Source organism: Dactylosporangium sp. CA-152071, assembly GCF_050936335.1.
GTDB classification, from domain to species: domain Bacteria; phylum Actinomycetota; class Actinomycetes; order Mycobacteriales; family Micromonosporaceae; genus Dactylosporangium; species Dactylosporangium maewongense.
Map to the genome: position 1 here is coordinate 1,594,048 of NZ_JBNJMZ010000002.1, position 19,846 is coordinate 1,613,893.

The 19,846-nt window shown below is 71.7% G+C and carries 11 protein-coding genes; all 11 read right to left on the reverse strand.

Annotated features, from left to right (window positions below):
* Nucleotides 1-6: 6 nt before the first annotated feature.
* The 11 genes from ACQEVZ_RS47045 to ACQEVZ_RS47095 all read right to left on the reverse strand — a co-directional run bounded on the left by ACQEVZ_RS47045 (nt 7) and on the right by ACQEVZ_RS47095 (nt 19,830).
* Nucleotides 7-1,518 carry an ATP-binding cassette domain-containing protein gene (locus ACQEVZ_RS47045; protein ID WP_433380674.1) on the reverse strand — a complete coding sequence of 504 codons (1,512 nt, stop codon included), beginning with the start codon at nt 1,516-1,518 and terminating at the stop codon, nt 7-9.
* Nucleotides 1,515-4,157, reverse strand: coding sequence for a cysteine peptidase family C39 domain-containing protein (locus ACQEVZ_RS47050; protein WP_433380677.1), 2,643 nt, complete (start codon nt 4,155-4,157; stop codon nt 1,515-1,517). The genes ACQEVZ_RS47045 and ACQEVZ_RS47050 overlap by 4 nt, the downstream gene beginning before the upstream one ends.
* 2 nt (nt 4,158-4,159) lie before the next feature.
* A complete protein-coding gene (locus tag ACQEVZ_RS47055; protein WP_433380680.1) occupies nt 4,160-5,254 on the reverse strand; it encodes a tetratricopeptide repeat protein in 1,095 nt (364 codons plus the stop codon).
* A 122-nt stretch (nt 5,255-5,376) separates the two neighbouring features.
* Nucleotides 5,377-5,643, reverse strand: coding sequence for a hypothetical protein (locus ACQEVZ_RS47060; RefSeq protein WP_433380683.1), 267 nt, complete (start codon nt 5,641-5,643; stop codon nt 5,377-5,379).
* 334 nt (nt 5,644-5,977) lie between these two features.
* Complete coding sequence (locus tag ACQEVZ_RS47065) at nt 5,978-7,006, reverse strand: hypothetical protein (protein ID WP_433380686.1); 1,029 nt, start codon at nt 7,004-7,006, stop codon at nt 5,978-5,980.
* Nucleotides 7,007-7,028: 22 nt separating this feature from the next.
* The gene (locus tag ACQEVZ_RS47070) at nt 7,029-13,940 is read right to left on the reverse strand and encodes a polymorphic toxin-type HINT domain-containing protein (protein WP_433380689.1); all 6,912 of its coding nucleotides are present in this window, start codon (nt 13,938-13,940) and stop codon (nt 7,029-7,031) included.
* A 448-nt stretch (nt 13,941-14,388) separates the two neighbouring features.
* A complete protein-coding gene (locus ACQEVZ_RS47075; RefSeq protein ID WP_433380692.1) occupies nt 14,389-15,456 on the reverse strand; it encodes a hypothetical protein in 1,068 nt (355 codons plus the stop codon).
* Between the two features lie 3 nt (nt 15,457-15,459).
* Entirely contained in the window at nt 15,460-16,569 is a 1,110-nt protein-coding gene (locus ACQEVZ_RS47080) for an SPFH domain-containing protein (RefSeq protein WP_433380695.1), read from the reverse strand.
* A 161-nt stretch (nt 16,570-16,730) separates the two neighbouring features.
* A complete protein-coding gene (locus ACQEVZ_RS47085) occupies nt 16,731-17,681 on the reverse strand; it encodes a glycosyltransferase family 2 protein (RefSeq protein ID WP_433380698.1) in 951 nt (316 codons plus the stop codon).
* 191 nt (nt 17,682-17,872) lie between these two features.
* On the reverse strand, nt 17,873-18,673 hold the full coding sequence (locus ACQEVZ_RS47090; protein ID WP_433380701.1) for a methyltransferase: 801 nt from the start codon (nt 18,671-18,673) through the stop codon (nt 17,873-17,875).
* On the reverse strand, nt 18,670-19,830 hold the full coding sequence (locus ACQEVZ_RS47095) for a glycosyltransferase (RefSeq protein WP_433380704.1): 1,161 nt from the start codon (nt 19,828-19,830) through the stop codon (nt 18,670-18,672). Before ACQEVZ_RS47095 ends, ACQEVZ_RS47090 begins: the two co-directional genes overlap by 4 nt.
* Between the last annotated feature and the right edge of the window lie 16 nt (nt 19,831-19,846).

Consider the following 19,846-nt stretch of genomic DNA (forward strand, 5'->3'; position numbering starts at 1 on the left):
CACCGCTCACTGACGGATGACCAGCAGCGTCCTCGCGCGTTCCCGGGCGACCGCGAGCGCCCGCTCCAAGGTGTGCGGGTCGAGCGCGCCGAACGTCTCGTCGAGCACCAGCACCTCCGGCTCCTGCAGGAGCGCCCGGGCCAGGAACACCAGCGACCGTTCGCCGTGAGACAGCTGCCAGCCGGTCTCACCGACGATCTGCGCGAGCCCGGACGGCATCCGGTCGAGCAGGTCGCCGAGGCCGAGTGCGCGGCAGACCGCGTCGGCGTCGGCGAGGTCGCCGGGCGTGGCCGGCCAGCCGCGCCCGATGAACAGATTGAGCGCGAGCGGGCCGAGCATCAGGTGGTTGTGGTCCGGCTGCGGGACGGTCAGCACCCGGCGGCGCCACCCGGCGGCGCCGACCTCTGCCGGCGTCGCGCCGTGCAGGCGCAGGATGCCGCTGGACGGGGCGCGCTGCCCGCCGAGCAATCCGGCGAGGGTCGACTTGCCGCTGCCGGACGCGCCTTCCAGCAGGATCCGATCGCCGGCGTCGACCCGCAGCGTGACCTGTTGCAGGACCGGCCGCTCACGCCCGGGATAGGTGTAGCCGACGTCCTCGGCCTCCAGCAGCGGGACACCGTCCGTCCCGTCCGGACACAGTGGACCGTCCTCTGTGGAGCCGCTGGGCAGCAGCGGACGCAGCGCGTCCCAGGCGCATCTGGCGTCGGCGACCCCGGCCAGGCCGCCCACCAGCCGGCCCAGCGCGCCGAAGGTGAACAGCACGCCGCCGGCCGCGGCGGCCACGCTCACCCGGTCCGCGCCCTGTGAGGCCTGCGCCGCGAGCAGCATGACGCCGGTCAGCGCCCAGCCGCGCGGCACCAACGCGGTGAGCGCCGTCCAGCTGCGGTCCATCCGGCGGGCCAGTGTGTCGTGCAGGTCGTGGGTGCCGTCGCCGGGCGGGTCGTCGGGCTGCTGCACAGCCCGCGTCCGGTGCCCGGCGACCTGCTCGGCGAGCGTGTTGCCCAGCGCCAGCCGGACCGCGCTCCACCGGCGGCGGCGCTGCTCGTACCGGCGCAGCAGCACCGCGGCGACCACCAGCCAGGCGGCCAGCAGCAGACCCACGACCGGCCCGAGCGCGGCGGTGAGCAGCACACCGGCGAGCACCAGCTCCAGCCCGCCGGCCAGCCCGGCCAGCGCGCCGCCGACCGCGAGGTCCTCCAGGCTCTCCGCCTCCAGGACCCGGCCGAGGAGGTGGCCGGTGCCCTCACGCCGTACGTGGGACTCGTCGAGCGCCAGCGCGCCTCGCAGCAGCCGGCCGCGCAGCCGGCGGCCGATCACCGTCGCCAGCTCGCCCTGCAGCCGGACCGCCGCCGCCCGGCAGAGCAGGCTCCCGGCGAGCGCGGCGGCCCAGAGCGCGATGCTACGGCCGGTGACGTCGCCGTCCAGCGCGGCGCCGCCGAGCACCAGCCAGGAGCCGAGGAACAGTCCGTACTGCGCGGCGTGGCAGCCCGCGAACGCGACCGCGAGCACCCGGATCACGCGTCCACCTCCACCGCCACGGTGCCGCCGGCGACCCGCACGCGCCGCCACGACGGGTCCGCGAACCGCGCGTCGACGGTGCTCTCCGCGTCGAGCAACGCGCGGAACCGGGACGCCGGATCGGCTGCGAGCGCCGAGGGGATGCCGTCCTCGGCGATCCGTCCACCGTCGACCACCAGGACCCGCGGGAAGGTCAGCGTGTCGGCGACGTCATGGGTGATGAACAGCAGGGTCGCGCCCGGCCACCAGCCGCGGGCCCGGGCCAGCAGCTGCCGGCGCCGGTCCCGGCTCAGCCCGCGGAACGGCTCGTCGAGCAGGACCAGCCGCCGGTCCGGCTGGTTGCGGGCGCGACCGAGCCGGACCCGCTGCGCCTCGCCGCCGGACAGCAGCCCGCCGCGCTCGCCGAGCACTCTGAAGAGTCCCGAGCCGGGCCCCGGAGCGAGCTCCGGACCACGTCCTGTGCCGGGCCCTGTGTCGAGCGCGTCGACGACCGGCCCGAGGTCGGCGTCGATGATTGCGCCGGACAGTGGCGCCACCGGGTCGCCGCCGTAGCGGAGGTTGTCGGCGAGGGAGGCGTTCCACAGCGTCACGCCCGGCTCGACCCATGCGGTCACCCGGCGCAGCGCGGCCGCGTCGAGCGCGATGCCGTCGACCTCCACGACCCCGGCCGCGGCGGTATGCCAGCCGAGCAGCAGCCCGGCGAGCGTTGACTTGCCCGAGCCGGACCGGCCGACGACGGCGACCTGCGCGCCCGCGGGCACGTCGAGGTCCGTCACGCTCAGGATCGGCCGCCCGCCGGCGACCACCTCGACATCGCGGAGCCGGAGCCGTGTACCCCCGGGATGCGGACGGTCCGCGGCGGCCGGCGGCTCGATGGTAGCCGGCGGCTCGGTGATGGCCGGCGTCGCGAAGGGCTCGACGAGGCGCAGGGTGACGCTGCGCAGTCCGGGAAACCGTCGGGCCAGCACCGCCAGCTGCTGGCCCAGGGCCGGGATCGCCGCTGCCCAGTACACCAGGAGCAGCAGCGCGGCGGGGTCGGTGACCCGGCTGCTCGCCCCGGCCAGCAGCCACGCGACACAGCCCAGCCCGATCGCGCCCTGGACCAGGTCCGCAGCGGCGGCGGTGCGGTGCACGGCGCGGACGGCCGCGGCCCACGGGCCGAGCATCCGCTCGTGCATGCCCTGCACCACCGTTTCGGCCCGGTGCGCGCGGATCGCGGTCAGGCCGGTGAGCGCGTCGAGGTAGCAGCGGGCGATCGCCCCGACGTGGCTGCGCATCCGCAGGTCGCGCTCCGCCTGCACGGGCAGGAACAGCCAGCCGGCGAGCGTGCCGAGCACCGCCGCGCACGCGGCCGGCAGGGCGCTGCGCGGGTCGACGAGCCCGATGACGACCGGGAGCAGGAGCAGCAGGGTGCCCGTGCGGGCGGCGTCGACGACGAGCGCCGGCAGCTCCCGCAGGCGGTGCAGCCGGTGTGCCCGCTCGGCCAGGTCGGACAGGGGGCGGCTGCGGATGTACCGGTCGGGCAGGCGCGGCAGGCGGCCGGCGAGCGCGGTCCGCAGGCCCTGTTCGAGGCGACGGCCGGCGGCGGCGACCTGGCCGGCCACGACGCCGTCCAGCGCGAGCAGCGCCACCGCGAGCGCGACGAGCGCCGGCACGACCCGGCCCGGGTCCGCGGAGAGCAGCGCGCGCACGAGCACCACCTCGGCGAGGACGCCGGCCGCCGCGAGGACGGCACCGGCGGCGACCGCGACGAGCCGGAGACGACCGAGGCCGCGCAGCCGCTCCCACAGGAAGCGCGACGGCGCGGGGTCCGGCCCGGCGAGCGCGGCACGCAGGTCCGGCGGAAGCGCGGCCGGGTCTGGAGGGCCGCCGGCCCGGCCGCGCACGGCGACAAGGACCGCGCCGCGGATCGTGACCGTGCCCGTCCCGTCCGGCTCCGCGTCCGGCTCCAGCTCCGGCGATGGCTCCGGGCGGGCGAACCAGTGCTCGTCGGCGATCGACGCCGGATCGTCGGCGAGCGCCCGCACCGCCGCCTCACCGCGCAGCCCGGTGGCCGCGGCCTGGCGGGTGGCCGCGTCCAGCGCGGCGAGCGGCTGCCAGCCGTCCCGGGCCGCATAGTCGTCCAGGACGGTCCCGGGCACGCGTACGCGCGACAGCAGCGCCCGCAACGGGTCGCCGAACGCGGCCGATCGGATCCAGCGCTCGAACGCGTCGGCCGGGACGCCGAACTCGTGCAGGTACAGCTCGTCGCGCCGGAACGCCGCGGCGGGCACCCAGCGGCGGCCGACCGCCGGGTCCATGATCTGCAGCAGCCCGCCGTGCCGCCGCCAGACGACCACGAAGTGCGTGAGACCGTCGGGGTTGCGGCTGACGACGATCGCCGGCAGCGCGCCCGCGGCGTCGAGCTCGAGATGGTCGGCCGGCAGCATCACCTGCTGGACCTGCAGGCCGAGCTGCGCGGCCGCGTCCTCCAGCGCGTCGATCGAGGTGCCGTCGACGTCGGTCTGGCAGGCGTCGCGCAGGCGGGCATAGCCGGCCCGGATGCCGAACCCGGCGAGCAGGCTGGTCAGCGTCGCCGGGCCGCAGTCCATCGTGGAGGTCTGGACCACCTCGGGCGCCAGGAGCCTGCGCGTTCGCATGCTCAGCCCTGCCCGGCAGGTCGCAACGACGCGAGGTTGGTCTCGGCGGCGCGGCGGGCGGGATGTTCGGCGTCGACCGCCGCGGTGAGGATCCGCAGCGCCTCGGTGGCCAGTTCGGTCGCGTGCCGCAGGTCCCCCGCGTCGGCGACGAGGACCGCGAGGTTGTTGAGCGTGAACGCGAGCTCCGGATGGTCCGGGCCCAGCGTCGCGCGTTTGCCGGTGAGGGCCTGCCGGTAGAGCGTGCCGGCCTCGTCGACCCGCCCCTGCGCGGCGAGGACGGCCGCGAGGTTGTGCTGGTTGACGACGACGTCGTAGTGCTCGGGGCCGTACCGGTCGGTGAAGTATCCGACCGCGTCCCGCAGCAGCGGCTCGGCCTCGGCCGGTTTGCCCGCGGCGTGCAGGATCACGCCGAGGTGCGCGGCGTCGGCGACCACGGCGGGGTGATCCGCCGGGTACGCGCGACGGTGCAGCCGCAGCGAGCGGCGCGCGTGCGACTCGGCCTCCGCGGGCCGCCCCCGGCTGTGTTCCAGCCCGGCCAGGTTGTGGCACAGGCCGGCGAGCGCCGGATGGTCCGCACCGTGCCGGGCCGTGAGGGCCGCCTCCACCTCCTGGTAATGCCGCTCGGCGTCCGCGAGGCACCCGGCGAACTTGTAGAGCACGCCGAGTTCGTTGTGGATGGAGGCGAGCGCGACGTCGTCGTAGGCTTGCGACGCCTGCGCCGCGTGCAGCGCGCCGAGCAGCAGCGGCTCGGCCTCGACGTACCGCGCCTGGCGCCGCAACGTGCCGGCCAGCCCGACCCGGGCCGCGACGAGCAGCCGCAGCAGGTCGCCGTCGCCGCGCGGCAGCGCCTCCATGACCCCGACGGCCCGGCGGTGGTGTTCCTCGGCGGCGGTGTGCCGGCCCAGCTCGTCCTCGGCGGTCGCCAGCAGCGTCAGTACGTTGGCGACGTCGGGATGCCCGGGACCGCAGTGCGCCTCGAACGCGGCGAGCGCGGCCCGGCACAGCTGCACCGTCTCCGGGAACCGGTGCAGGGCCATCGCGGACAGTGCCCGGTCGTGCAGTGCGACCGCCTCGTCGAGCGGGTCCGTGATCGTCATGGTCCGGCGTGTCTCCGTGCTGTGGTCCGGCAGAATCCAGGCAGGGGGTACGGGCTGGGGGTGCAGGCCGGCGTCCCGGCGCCGGCCGGGACGGTGCCCGCCCCGGCCGGCGGTCTTCGGTCCTACGCCTGGCTGCGGACGGTCAGCGCCTCGCTGTGCTGGGTGTGGAAGCCGCCGGCCGGCAGCCCCGTGCGGACGGTCATGGCGGTGCTGTGGTTCAGGATCCGGATCCCGCCGGCCTTGACGGCGCTGCGGACGGTCAGCGCCTCAGTGTGGTTGGCGATACGGATCCCGGCGGTGATGCTGGTCCTGGTGGTCAGGGCCTCCGGCTGCACCGGCGGGCGCCGGTCCGTCTCGCCGCCGGTCTTCTTCGACGTCTGCTCAGACATGCTCACTTCCTTCTGCTCGGATCACACGGGCCGCCGGCGGCGCGTGGCGTCCCGGTCCCCGGGTCGGAGCACGTCTCGCCGGTCGGGTGCCACGAGGGTAGAAGCGCTGTTCCGGCGCGAATTGTCGGTAAGAAGACCGCCGAAAAGTGGCCGGGGTCACACCGGTGAAGGCTTCTGCCCCGGATCTACGTGACCGTCTCCGGACCGTTGTTCGCACTGATGCTGAGGTCACGGGCACCGCAGGAATCGATGACACCTGGTGTCAAGCGGCCGGGCCCACTGTCACCTTTCCGCCAAACACGAGCGCGTTCGCGCAGCGACCTGTCCGGCGCTGTCAGGCGGCGTCGCGCAGGACCTCGGACGGGTCGGTGTGCAGGGCGCGCAGCAGGGTCCAGGCAGCGTTGTCGGGGACGGTCAGGGCGGCGCTGAGCAGCTGGGCGCTGCCGGCCGGGACGCCGGCCGCGGCGGCGGTGGTGCGGGCCTGGTCCGCCGCGGCGGCCGCGGCGGTGGACCAGGGTGGGTTGTTCGGGTTGGTGCGCCAGGCTCTGCGCCGGGCCGGCCCGGCGACGGCGGGGCCGTCGGTGTCGGTCGCGGTGGTCGCGGCCAGGACGGCGTCTGCCGAGGTGAGGCCGCGGACCGTCAGGAGGCTGCGGTGCGCCTGCACGGGTCGCAGCCGACGGGCGGCCAGCTCGTCCTCGAAGGCGGCGACGGCGAGCACCAGGTCGGCGGTCGTCACCCGGTCGCGGCCGAGGCGCACCGCCTGCCGGATCGCTTCGAGCTCCAGGTTCGCCAGGATGACGTCGGCGCCGGCGGTCAGCGACGTGTAGGCCGACACCCATCGGGCCGGGGGTTTCTGCTGCGGCTGCGGGTCGGGCGTGACATACCGCCAGTGCAGCAGATAGTCGGTCAAGGGACGCAACGGCCGGTCGTCGTCCTTCGGCCAGGCGATACCGCCGGTGCCGGGCAGGGCGGAGTAGCCGGTGAACAGCACCGCGGCGAGGTCGCCGGTGCCGACGGCGGGCCGGGCGGGCGGGACCAGGTCGATCGCGCGACGGATGGCGGCCGGCACGTCGTCGCCCCAGTGGATGGCGTCGCCGGGTCGCCGGCGGCCCGGCGACCTGAACGCCTCCCAGCGCGCCTGCCGGAGGGTGGCGGCGGCCTCGAACCCGGCCCAGCCGCCGGGCCGGTCCGCGAGGGGACCGGCGCCGGCGAGCCTGCCCGGGACGAAGTTCGGGATCCTGCGCCGCATGCTTTCCTGGATGTCGTCAGCGCCGATCGTTGCCTGCTGCCGGCTCTTCGCGACCTGGCAGGCACCGACCAGGATCCGGTACAGGCCCTGAGCGACGAACACATGCTGTCCCACGGACGACATCTCTCCTACCCAGCTATTTCGGGTGCCGGATCGCTCGATAGCCCTTCACGTAACCATACGCGAACATGACTCCCCGGCCGCCCCACAGGACGTACCCGCTGAAGGGCTCCTTGATCAGGCCGATCGACGCGCCGAACCGGTCAGTGAAGTTGCTCTGCGCCTGGTAGCCGGTGTTCACGCCGTTGCGGTGGGCCAGCGAGCGGTCGAACCAGTTGAGCGGGCGGTGGCTCCGGACGCCGTTGTCGATCTCCCACTTGCGGTGCTTGCCGACGTGGTCGTTCGGTTCGGCCTCGTCGTCCGAGGCGTGCCGCGGCTGGTACTCCTCGGGCTCGCCGTCGCCGGCGCCTTCATCCTCGTCGTCCCCGCAGTTGTGCACGAGGACCGGCTTGCTGCCGGCGAGCACGTAGTACGTGTGGAGCTGCGCGACGGTGAGGTCGTGCATGTACTTCGCGCCGGTCCACACAACGGAGCCGATGACGACGGTCGTGGAGCCGTTCGGCGCGACCAGCTGGTCGCCCGACGCCAGGTCGCCCGCGCGCTGCCACTGGTCGAGCGACTCGTTCCAGAACGGGTGGTTGGCGGTCGTCTCCAGGGTGGCCTTGACACCCGCTCCGTCCACCACATCGAGGGTGGCGAACTCCTTGTCGAGGTTGAGGTGGGTGACCTCGACGGCCTCAGCGCGGGTTTCGCCGGTCTCCGGGTCGGTCGCCAGGACCTCGTCGCCGATCTGGACGTCCTTGATGGCCTTGACGGTGCCGCCCGCCATGAGCACCTCGGTGTCCGGGTCGAAGCTGTGCTTGCACGAGTCGCCCGAGTCATCGTCGGTCTTGCCCGGCTTCTCCGGGTCCTTCGAGTCGTCGGTGCCGTCCCCGTCACGCTTGGGCTTGTCGGCGTTCTTGTCGGACCCTGGAACGCCGGAGTCGTTGTCGGGTGGCGAGCCGTTGCTGCCGCCGTTGCCGTCGTGATGGTCGTGGTGTGAGGGTCCGGTGTCGATGCCGGGGATCTTGACGTGGAACTTCTCGGCCAACCGTTTGGCGAGGCCGGCAGCCTTGGCGGACACGCCGCCCGCGCCGCCGGTCAGGGCGGACATCGCCATCTCGACCACGAGCTCGCCGATGGTCACGCCGCACTCGTAAGCGCTGGCGTCACCGCCGATGCACGACGCGATCTGGTCGCAGATCCCACTGAGTGCGCAGGCCCAGCCCATGAGCCAGTTGCCGGTCTTCTCCTCCCACTTCTTCGCGTCGCCCTCCATGGCCTTCCAGGCGCCCTTGGGGTCCTGGAACATCTTCTTGAGGCCGCGGTACATGGCGAGGATGTTGATGGCGTTCCACATGCCCTTGAGCAGGCCGCGGAGGAAGTCGCCGGCGTCGGACTTCAGGCCGCTCGGGTCCGACCACGTGGTCGGGTTGTTGTTCGAGTACGAGTAGCCGTGCAGCTGTTGCGGGTCGTTGAAGTCGACGATCGGGTCGACGGAGATGAACCGCCCGGTGTTCGGGTCGTACTCGCGGGCGCCGAGATGCACCAGGCCGGTCGGATCGGTGTCACCGCCGACGAACCCCTTCTTGTTCGGCCACGTCACCGCGGCGCCACGGGCTTCGCCGTACGGCGTCTGGCGGCGGCGGGTCACGGTCTGCGCGGCGTCGGCGCTGATCGCGACGGTGCCGGTGCCCTGCTGGTCACCGCACAACCAGGCGATGCCGCTGCCGGTCCGCTGCCCCACGACCTGACCGTTGAACATGTAGTAGCGGGTGGCCGACAGGGAGGCACCGGTGAGCCGGATCTCCATCCCGCCCAGGTACAGGGTGGCGCCGGTGCTGTCCTTGGCCAGCAGCCGGTTGCCGGTCCCGTCGTAGACGTAGGACGTGGTGCCGGTCGGGTCGGTCACCGAGGTGAGGTGCCCCTCGGCGTCCCACTGCAGGTCCTGCTGCCCGTTCGGCCCCGGCCGGGAGACGGTGTTGCCCGTCTTGTCGTACTCGAAGGTCGAGGTCTTGAGGACCTGCCCGGCGGAGTTCTTGAGCGTGGAACCCTTCAACAGGTGCGGCTGCGTCCCGGCGACGCCCTGGTTCGGGTACGTGTAGTCGGTGGTCTGCAGCCCGGTCGGGGTGAGGTGGTCGGTCTCCTTCAGCCGCGAACCGGTCCGCCCCTTGGGGTCGGTGGCGGCACCGAAGTCCCACTCCTGCCAGTACGGTGCCGGACCGCCCATCGTCGTGGACGCGGGCGCGGTGGAGCAATCGCCGCTCTGCGGGGTCCACGCCTGCTTGAGCCGGCGGGCGTGGTCGTACTCGAAGCACTGCGTGTCGCGCTGCCCGTTGAGCGGGTTGTCGTCGATCTTGATCAGGTTGCCGGCGGGGTCGTACTTGTACTCCGCGTCCGCGACGTACGCGGAACCGACCGACTTGATGACCGCCTGCCGTTTGATCCGGTGCGTGACGTCGTCGTACTCGGACTTGCTCTGCACGAACGGCGCACCGGTCAGCGCCGTGGACCGGATCACCGAGCTCGACTCGCCGAACTCGGTGTAGGTGGCGTCGGTGACGTAGTGGGTCACGTCGCCGTAGTTCGTGCTCAGCGCCTTCGGCAGAGCAGAGGTGCTGTCGTACTCGTACGTCAGCGTCTCACCGGCGAGATTGCCCGTCGTCGGCAGCACCACCGTGTTCGGGCTGCCGTCGACCTTGTACGTCATGCGCACCGAGTACGACGTGCCCAGCAGACCCTCGGAGGTCGGGATGGTCACCCGGGTCTGGGTCGGCCGGTACAACGTGTCCGCGGTGATGAGTTCGGTCTTGTACTCGTTGGTGCCGACGAACCGGGACACCGACTTCGTCAGGCCCTTCGCGGGCAGGTCGTAGACCGTCTTCGTCCGCAGCGCTCCGGTGATGCTGCCGTCGCGGGTCGTCTCCGGCCGGCCGAGGTCGTCGTAGGTGAACGCCAGGATCCGGTTCTCGGCGTCCTTGCTCGTCTCCACCTCGTCCCAGGCGTTGTACGTCAGCTCGACCGCGCCCTTGTCCGGATCCACGGACTTCTTCAGCCGGCCGAGGTCGTCGTACTCGTAGGACCACACGTTGCCCGACGCGTCGGTGACCTTCTCCAGCTGGCCGGTCTTGCCGTACCCGTAGCTGAGCTCGTCGTACGTGCCCGTCGGGGTGCCACCGTGGTACTGACGCAGCTTCGTCGTCTGCCCACGGTTGTCGGTGAACGTCGCACCCGCGGTCCCACCCAGCGGCGGCGTGACCGTCGTGTAGTCGCCGTAGTAGTTCACGAGCGTGCCCCACTTGCGCACGTTCTCGGAGTACAGCGCGGTCTCCGTCGTGCGGCCCAGCGTGTCGAACGAGACCCGGGTCTGCGACGGCACGTCGAGATCCGCCGGCTGGTGCAGGGTCGCGCCGGCCGTGCCGGTGGTGTCGTAGGCCTGGTTGGTCTTCCACACCCGGCCGAACGAGTCGTAGAAGTTGGTGTCGGCGATGATCCTGCCCCCACCGACCGCCTGGGTCTGCTTCTGCCGGGGCCGCAGCAGCCCGTCGTACAGGTCGAACAGCGACTGGTAGTTGCCGTTCGCGTCCTGGGCGCGGGTCTCGACGGCGTTCACCGAGGTTTTGCTGATGGTGTACCGGTATTCGACGCTGGGCGTGTTCAGGTTGCTGGCCTGCGCCCGGTCGGCGTACCACACCTTCGTGCGACGGCCGAGCCCGTCGTACTGCGCCGAGGTGATGCGGGTGTTGATGTCGGACTCGGTGAGCACCTCGCCGTGGGCGGGGTCGATGGTGACCGTGGTCTCCCACAGCTTCGGGTTCTTCGTCGTCATCCCGACCAGAGGGCCACCCGTCGCCGGCGAGTAGTCGGTCTTCGACAGCCGTCCGGCGATGTCGGTCGACTCGGTCGTGCGGCCGTGCACGTCGTGCTTGTACGTGCCGACGGTCTGGAACTGGACGTTGCCGCCGTTCCAGGCGCTCATCCGCTCGATCTTCGTGACCAGGCCCGTGGTCGGCGTCGCGCCGTACGCCAGGTCGTCATACGTGAACCGCATGTCGGAGATGACCTGATCCGCCGCGGACGGCGCACTCGCCGAGCAGTCACCGGCCCAGGACCGCACCCGCTTCACCGAGTGCAGAAGCCACACGTTCGGGTCGGTGTTCGGCAGGTACTCCTGCAGCGTGCACTTGTCGTCGGTGGGGTCGGCGGGGTTGCCGAGGTCCTTCACCTTCAGCGGCACACCCCGCTGATCGTTCTCGGTCACGGTCCCGAACCGGCGCCACTGGTTGTTGCTGATCGAGGCCCGGGTCGCGGTCTTCTCGGTGCCCGCGTACCGGGACTCGGTGACGACGTTGTTGATCGTCCGGCTCGCGGCGGCGGTCGTCGACCGCCACGGGGTCGTCACCGTGCCGGCGTTGACCGCCCCGTCCAGATAGACGAGCTGTTCACGAGGCGAGCCGGCGAACTGCTCGTAGTCCGGGAACGGGCCGCCCTCGAGGCCTTCCACATTCACCGTGCGGGTGCCGGATGCCGTCTTGTCGCCGTGCATGCCGCGGAAGTACAGGGTCTTCATCACCTGCTGCTTCGCGCCTTCACCGAACTTCGTCTTCACGTACGGGTAGCCGCGCCACTGACCCCACGACTTGTACTTCGCCTGGACCAGGCCGTCCTCGCCGTCCCAGTGCCACAACGGAAGATTCTGCGGGTTCTCGTACTCGTAGAACGTCTTCGTCGCACTGCCACCGGCGGTCAGGTCGATCTGCTGCACCGAATCGACCACGTACGTGTGGAAGTAGTCCGTCCTGGGCTGCGTGTACCCCTGCGGCACCCACTTCACCGGATAACACCGCAACGTGTTGCTGTCCAACGCGTTCACGTTCGGCAGCCGGCCCGGGTTCACACAGTCGGGGTCGCTGTAGTCGACCGCGATCTCGGCACCCGCCTCGGTACGGATGGACGTGATCCGCCACCAGTTCATCGCCGGCGCGAAGTCCGACCACACCGCATCCACACGGTTCGGCAGCTGGATACCCTCAAACGTCACCTCGGGCAACGTCACCGCGGTGCCATTCAGGCCCTTGTGGGTGATGCCTTCCAGCCACAGGCCTGCCCGGGTCGTGTCACCGGGATCGGGGAACGACTGGCGCAGGATCCACTGGTCGACGTCCTGGTATCCGGAACCCTTCCGCACCTTCGTGGTGACGCTCGTGAGCCGCTTGCTGCTCCAGAACGTCGGCGAGGACTGCCAGCACGTCCCGCTCGACGCGCAGTTCTGATCCCACGGCGTGTCCGGCCAGTTCGTCTTGTCCTTCGTCCCGCAGTTCGCCGTCACACACCGGTCCGACACACCGAAATGCACCTGCGCCGGCGCCGCGACGCCCGTGTACGCCGAATCGGTCCGCACACCGTTCACGACCGTACGGTTGTCGGTGCCGTAGTCGATCCGCACCGGGTACGCGTCACGGTGATAGACGACCGGCGAATTCTCCTGCTTGTTCTTCGCGTAGTAGTTCGTGTCCCGCGCGTACCACAGCGATGCGGTGTTGCCGTAGATGTCCTCGATGTAGTCGAGGTTCCACCGGTACGCCTGGGTGCAGAACGACGCCGCGAACGTGGCGGCCTTGCACGGCTCCGTCGCGTGGTTGCCCGCGACCGGCACCGCCTGCACCGAGTTCGTCTCCGGCTTGTTCGCCGTCCAACCCGGCAGCCGGTTCCGCCCGAACCAGTACTTCGTGCCGTCCGCCCCGGTGACCTTCCAGTACTCGCCGTTGTCGTCACCGTTCGACGCGCCGGTCACCTTCTCGATCCGCGACCCGTCATCCTGCACCGGATGCCACAGACCGCTGCCGTCCTTCAGCAGCTCGCCACCGCCGCCGTTGAGCGACATCACCGCGTTGTCGGTCGCCCAGCACAGGTCACCGGTGTCCTCGGTGTTGTTCGCCTTGCCGCCCTTGTCGTCAGCCTTGTCATCCGCACAGCCGACGTACCGGCGCTCGATGAAGCCCGTGTCGTAGGAGAACCCCTCACCGATCCAGCCCGGCTGGTTGTTCGACGCCGCGTGCCGGCCGTCCACCGACTGCGACGCATACGACAGGCCCACCGTGGGAGCCGGGCCACCGACGGCCGGCGGCACCCGCATCGGATACGACCAGGAGAACCCGCCCGCCGAACCACCGTGCGACCACGTCGAGGACGGCGCAAGAGTCGTGGCACCGAAGTCACCAGCACCACCCGACGGCCCCGCCGCCAACGCCACCGTGACACTGCCCGACGTCAGCTTCGACGCTGCCACGGTCGTGACGGCCGCCGGCAGCGTCACCTCACCGGACACCGTCTTCGTCTTCACGTTGTTGTCGGACTTCACCGGAACCGGCCGGCACGCCGCGTCATCCGGGGTGGTCTGGTGGCACTCCGGGACGACGAGGAGCCGCAGCCGGCTCCCCCAGTCCGCACCGAACGCCGACTCGAACGCCGCGTAGCTCGTCTCCAGCTTCACTGCACCCGTGGCGGCGGCGTTGTCGGTCCGCGCGACCCGGAACATCACGCCCTGCACACCGGCCGCGTGGACCTCGTCCTGCGACAGCGTCTGCACCCGGACCTGCTCCGGACCCTTCGCGCCGGCCACCACCCGCAACGGCGCACCAGGCACCGACACCGACGTCTCCGCCGGCGACGCGCTACCGGACGCCCGCAGCTGTGACCGCGCCGCGGCGATGTTCACGTCCGCGGTCGCGGCCGCCGGCCACTGCACCGAGCCGACCGTCGCGCGACGCGCCGCCGCCGACGCGGTGCCCGGCTGCGGCTCCTTCACCGCCACCGTGCCACCAGGCACATCCTTGTAGCGCTGCGCCGCCTCAGGCTTCGTCACCTGCGGCGCCGCCTGCACCGGCGGCACGACAAGGTTGGTGGCGGCCAGCGACAGGATCGCCGACGCGGCGACTACACGCGTCACGCGCCCGAACAGCCGGCGAGACCGGCGTGGCAGCATTGGCAGGGCAGGGCTGAAGGACACGGTTCCTCCGCAGCAATGGGTGAGCGGCCACCGTCCACAAGTGACGGCGGCTGGGCGAAAGTCGAACGACGGCAGATGAAGAAGAGGAATCCGGCCGGTCTACGCCGGCATACAGAGCATCCGCGGACTCAATGTCGGCCGCTGTCTCGAGCGCAGCGCGCACCCATCACTGAACATGTGAAGCCTCCCCGTCAGGCCCATGCAGTCGCACCGGGATCAATACCCGGGCAGGGCGAAATCTAGGGGCTCACATCCACCGAAGTCAAGGTCTCGCCTTGTGTACGCGCCACGGCTCCACCGAGGTCGTACTGCTCAGGCACGAAAATGAGGGCTTCCGCAGGCTTGTGACCTGTGGAAACCCTCACGCTTTCGGGACGGCGGGATCGCGCTATCGGCGTAGGACGAAGAACGCGACGATGGCGGCGATGAGCAGGACCGCGGCGGTGATGGCGGCGGCGATCTTTGCGGTGCTGTAGGGGCGTTCGCCGGCTACCTCGCCGGTGCGGCCGTTGACCTGGATGTTGTAGGTCTTGCCGGCGTAGATGTAGCAGGCCAGCCAGACCGGCAGGAGCATCAGCTTGAAGGTCAGGTCGTGGTACTCGGTGTCGACGTGGTCGACGCGCTGCTCGTCGCCGCCGATGTCGTGGCGGCAGTCCTGCTCGATGGCCGGGGCGATCTTGCGCTTCGCCTGTTCCAGGCCGGTTTCGGGTTCGACGTCGTAGCGGAGCGTCTCGTGGCCCGCCAGGTACTGGGCGTGGAAGGGCTGGGCGTCGGGCAGCGGCCACGGCTCCAGGGCGTCGAGGTGCCCCTGGGTGACCTTGGTCGTGCCGGTCACGAGCACGTCGTCGAAGGCGCGCCCGACGGTGCCGCTCGCGTGGTGCCACCGGGTCTTGCGCACCTGGCGGGTCTTCGTCTCGCCGTTCTCGGTGTAGGTCTCCGTCACCCAGTAGTGCTCGCCGCGCTGGCCCTGGTAGTGCGAGACGGTCCGGGTGTCGTAGGTCCAGTGCGGCAGGTAGGTGCTCTTCGCGGACTCGGCCTCGGAGACCTTCTTCAGCCCGTTGGGTGCGAACCAGCGCGACGCCGCCCACGTGCGCAGCTGCTCACGCAGCTGCTGCTTGGTGAGGGTGAACGGCAGGACCGCCTCGGGCACGACCTGGTCGCCGGGGTTGACCTCGGCGACGACGGCCGCGCCGCAGAACCGGCAGCGGTCGGAGATCGCGTCGGACTCGGTCGCCGCGCCGCAGTTCTGGCACTTGAAGACGTGCTTGGCCAGCAGCGCGATCGGCTTGCGGGGCAGGCCGGCGAACTGGTTCCAGTCGTGCTCGGCGATCTGGCGGGTGGCGGGGGCGATCTGGGTCTCGTGCCCGCAGTACGGGCACCGCAGCGCGGTGGTGCCGGGCGCGAACTCGACGTTGGCGCCGCACCCGGCGCACGGGTACTGCGTCTGTGTGATCACGGCTCAGCCCTGCGGCGGCAGCGGCGGCGGGACGGCGGCGAAGAGCGCACCGAGCTCGGCGACCTGACCGGCGGGGGTCCACTGCGCCATGCCGTTCTTCCAGACCAGCGTGGTGCGGCTGACGGCGCCCGACCGGACCTGCGCGCCGAGCGCGTCGAGGTCGAACGGCCCCGCCTGCTGGCCGTTGACGCCGGCGAACCACTGGTCCTGCTGCGGCAGTGGCGGGGGGCCGGCCGGCGGTGGAGGGGACGACACCGGCTGGTTGAGCGCGTTCGCCATCCGCTGCCCGGCGGCCATGCCCAGGCCCAGGCCGAAGCCCTCGCCGGCGCCGCCGCCCGGGTTGTTGGCGGCGTCCTCCATGGCGTTGGCGGCCTGGAACGTCGTGTAGGCGTTCAGGTTGCCGACCACGCCCATGGAGGTGCGCTTGTCGATGGCCTCCTCGACCTCCGGCGGCAGGGAGATGTTCTCGATGATGAACTTCGGGATCTGCACGCCGTAGCCGGTCAGCTCCTCGGTCAGCACCCCAGCGAGCTTCTGCCCGATGACCAGCTGCTGCGCGGCCAGGTCGAGCGCCGGCACCTGCGCCGCCGCGAGGGCGCTGCCGAGGTGGCCGACGATGAGCTGGCGCAGGAACTCCTGCACCTCCTCGGTGCGGAACTGCGGGTCGGTGCCGACCAGCTCCCGCAGCAGCTTCGCCGCGTCGACGACCCGCAGCGAGTACGCGCCGAACGCCCGCAGCCGGACCATCCCGAACTCGGCGTCGCGCATCATCACCGGGTTCTGCGTGCCCCACTTGAAGTCGGTGAACTGCCGCGTGTTGACGAAGTAGACCTCGGCCTTCCACGGCGAGTCGAACCCGTACTTCCAGCCCTTGAGCGTGGTCAGGATCGGCATGTTCTGCGTCTGCAGCGTGTACGTGCCGGGGGTGAAGACGTCGGCGACCTGGCCCTCGTTGACGAACACGGCCGTCTGCGACTCGCGCACGATCAGCTTGGCGCCCATCTTGATCTCGTTCTGGTACCTCGGAAAGCGCCAGACGATCGTGTCACGACTGTCATCGAGCCACTCGATGATGTCGATGAACTCGCCTCGAAGCTTCTCCACCAAACCCATGACGGGTGCTCCTTAACTCCGCATGCACCGTTCACACCGCGGCAAGACCATAGAGAATCCCATGATCCCGGACAAGCACCATAGACACTGTGTCGGCTTGTCGGCACTCACCGCGGGCACCTGGCGCTCAGCCATCTGGCACTGCCGGGCGGGCGGTCCGCCTACGGCTCGGGCCGGGACCGCACGATGAGGTCGGCGAGCAGGGCGAGCGACCCGATGATCAGACCGGTCAGGAAGATCATGACGGTGTTGTTCGCGAGCCTGATCGGGTGGACCGCGAGATCGAAGATGCTCTTGACGACGCCGATCGTGACGAGCCACAGCGCGAGCGGCATGAGGGCCTTGAGCGGATCGAAGTACATCACCATCCGCAGGACCTGGAGGATGTACCGGTAGGCGTCGGCGATGAACCGGAACTTCGACGTGCCCGCGCGCTTCGCGTATTCGATCGGCACGTAGAGGATGTGATGCTGGTTGGACAGGAACGCCAGCGTGATGGTGGTGACGCAGGAGAACCCCGGGGGCAGCAGCCGCAGGTAGGGCTGCGCGACCTCGCGGCGGAAGGCCCGCATCCCGGAGTTGAGGTCAGGGATCGACTGGCTGGTGAGCCACTCGGCGATCTTGCGGATGACCCACTTCGCCGGGACCCGCAGCAGCTTGTGGCTGCCCTCCTCGGTCGTGCGCGCGCCGACGACCTGGTCGATGCTCGGGTCGTCGTGCAGCAGGCGGACGAGCTCGGGAATCCGGGTGTTGGGGTAGGTGAGGTCCGCGTCGGTCCAGACCACGATGGCGCCCGCGGCCATCCGGGACCCGAGCCGGCGGACGGTGCCGGATCCGCCGTTGCGGTGCAGCGCGACGACCTTGAGGTGCGGGAACGACGGTTCGGCCTCCCGGAGCACCTCGAGGGTGGCGTCGGTCGACGCGTCGTCGATCGCCAGCAGCTCGTAGGTGTAGCCGGACTCGTCGAGCGCGGCGCAGATCCGTTCGATCTCCTGGCGCACGTGCGCCTGCTCGTTGTAGCACGGCAGCACGACCGTGACGTCGAGGCTGCTGCTGGAACGGGCCGGCACGCTCCCGCCGCCCGTGATCGGGACCTGTTCTGTCAACGTCACTGCTGCCTCACTCGTGGACGGTGGTGCCGGCACAGCGTGCCGTTTTGCGTTCGGGTGCTCGCGCCGGGGCTACGGCACAGGGGGTGACCGTCACAGTAGGCCGCTCCGGTGCCGGTCGCGAACCAGGGCGGCCTCGGTGAGGCGTATCACTCGCCCCGCCCTTGCCCGGGCGGCCGCACGCCGGTGACGGTCTACGGTCCCGCCGGCCGGCGGGCCGCGGCGACCAGGCCCGGCCCGGTCTTCGGGAAGGCCCGTTGCAGCAGGCGGAAGGGTGCGGAGCCGCACCGGTTCAACGCGCCGCGCAGGCCGGACGAGGGCTGCAGGAGCCGCCCGGATCCGGCGCTGCGCTGCTGCGGTGACGTCGAGCCGGCCGCCCGGAGCCGTCTGCGGGCGATCAGGTTCCGGCCGCCTTCCAGCACGTAACCCAGCGGCATCCCGTAGTGACGGATCCGGACGTCGACGAGTCCGGCGGCGGTCAGCAGGTTGTGCAGTGGTCCGGGGTCGTACCGGCGGAAGTGGCCGACGAGCTCGTCCGCGGCGGCGTACCGGCGCTGGTACGCGGGCACGGACAGCAGCAGCAGGCCGCCGGGCCGCACCCGCTCGACCCAGGCGGCCAGCGCCGCGGTGTCGTCGTCGAGGTGCTCGAGCACCTCGAACGCGCACACGACGTCGAACTGGCCGGGCTCCAGCAGCTCGAGGCGGGCGTTGCGGACCTCTCCCCCGCCGGCATGGCGCAGCCGCTGCTCCGCCACCGTGAACGACGCGTGGTCGGGTTCGATGCCGAGGTACCGGTGCCGCTGGGCGAGCCTGGCGCCGAAGCCACCCTGCCCGCACCCGATCTCCAGCACGTCCGTCGCGCCGGAGGACGGGAACAGGTGCATGACGGCGTCGTGGCGGAGCCAGCCGTTCGGCGACAGCGGCGCGACGGCGTCCATCCGCCAGGCCGACATCGGCGCCCGCGGTGGCCCGGACCGCACACTCGGATCGCTCATCGACGCCCCCGGGACGCGAGCCGTCCGGCGCCGGCGGGCTCGCCGGCGCCGCCGTCACCGAGCCGCTCCCACAGGGGCGTCACGACGTGTTCGGGGGTGAACCGGGCCTCGGCGAGACGGCGGGCGGCCTGCCGCAGCCGGGCCGTCTCGGACCGGTCCGTGGCGAGCCGCCGCAGTGTCGTGGCCAGCGCGTGCGGGTCGCCGGCCGGGACGAGCAGCGCCGCGTCGCCGAGGGCGCGCCGCTGCGGCGGGGAGTCGGACGTGACCACGGCGCAGCCGGCGGCCGCACCCTGGAACACCTTGTTGGGCACCACCCGCATCGCCTTGTCGCTGGTGCCGAAGATGCCGAGGCACACGTCGTGCCCGGCGACGAGCGCAGGAAGGTCGCCGGCCGGCACCCAGGGCAGCCAGGCGACGTCGGCGCCCTCGGCGGCGTGCCGGGTCGCCGCCTCGTCCTGCCCCTGCCCGACCATGGTGAAGGTGACGCCCTCCCCCGCCAGCAGGCGCACCGCTTCGCCGATGACCGTGGCGCCCTGCAGCGGCGTGTAGAGGCCGAAGAACACCACCCGCAGCGCGGGTGCGGCCGGCGTCTGCCGCGCGCCGACGTCCGTGGCCTGCTCCCGGCCGGCCGTGAACCAGGCCGACGGCGCGCCGACGGCGACCGCGACACTCCGGGCGTGGTGCCGGGCCGGGAGCGCGTCACGGTGTTCGTCGGTGTCGACGACGATGAGGTCGGCGCGGCGGAGCGCGGCCCGGTCGACGGCGGCGAGCAGGCGGCGGCGCAGCCGGCCCCCGAGGCGGCGGTCCGCGGCGGTGTCCCCGGCGCCGGTCATGTGGTCCAGCACGATCGGCACCCGCCGGAACAGCAGCCGCGCCAGGTGGACGTCCAGCAGCCCGAGATACCCGACGACGACGGCGTCGACGGCACCGACGCGGCGGGCCGCCCGCGCCAGCGAGACCCAGCGCCGCGCCACCGTGAGGACCAGGCCGGGCAGGCGCCACGGCTGCGCCACCGCCGCCACCCGTGCGGCGGTGCCGACACCGAGCGGGGCGTTGCACTCCACGACGTCGGCGCCGTGACCGCGGAGCCCTTCGGCGAGCACACCGACGCGTGGGTGCATCGCCGTGTCGTACGTGCCGAAGAACAGGACCCGCATGGCGCCCTAGCCTAGG

Coding starts and splice junctions, on each gene's coding strand:
- ACQEVZ_RS47050 (WP_433380677.1), bottom strand. CDS start 4,157: ATGCGAACGCGCAGGCTCCTGGCGCCCGAGGTGGTCCAGACCTCCACG.
- ACQEVZ_RS47055 (WP_433380680.1), bottom strand. CDS start 5,254: ATGACGATCACGGACCCGCTCGACGAGGCGGTCGCACTGCACGACCGG.
- ACQEVZ_RS47060 (WP_433380683.1), bottom strand. CDS start 5,643: ATGTCTGAGCAGACGTCGAAGAAGACCGGCGGCGAGACGGACCGGCGC.
- ACQEVZ_RS47080 (WP_433380695.1), bottom strand. CDS start 16,569: ATGGGTTTGGTGGAGAAGCTTCGAGGCGAGTTCATCGACATCATCGAG.
- ACQEVZ_RS47090 (WP_433380701.1), bottom strand. CDS start 18,673: ATGAGCGATCCGAGTGTGCGGTCCGGGCCACCGCGGGCGCCGATGTCG.
- ACQEVZ_RS47095 (WP_433380704.1), bottom strand. CDS start 19,830: ATGCGGGTCCTGTTCTTCGGCACGTACGACACGGCGATGCACCCACGC.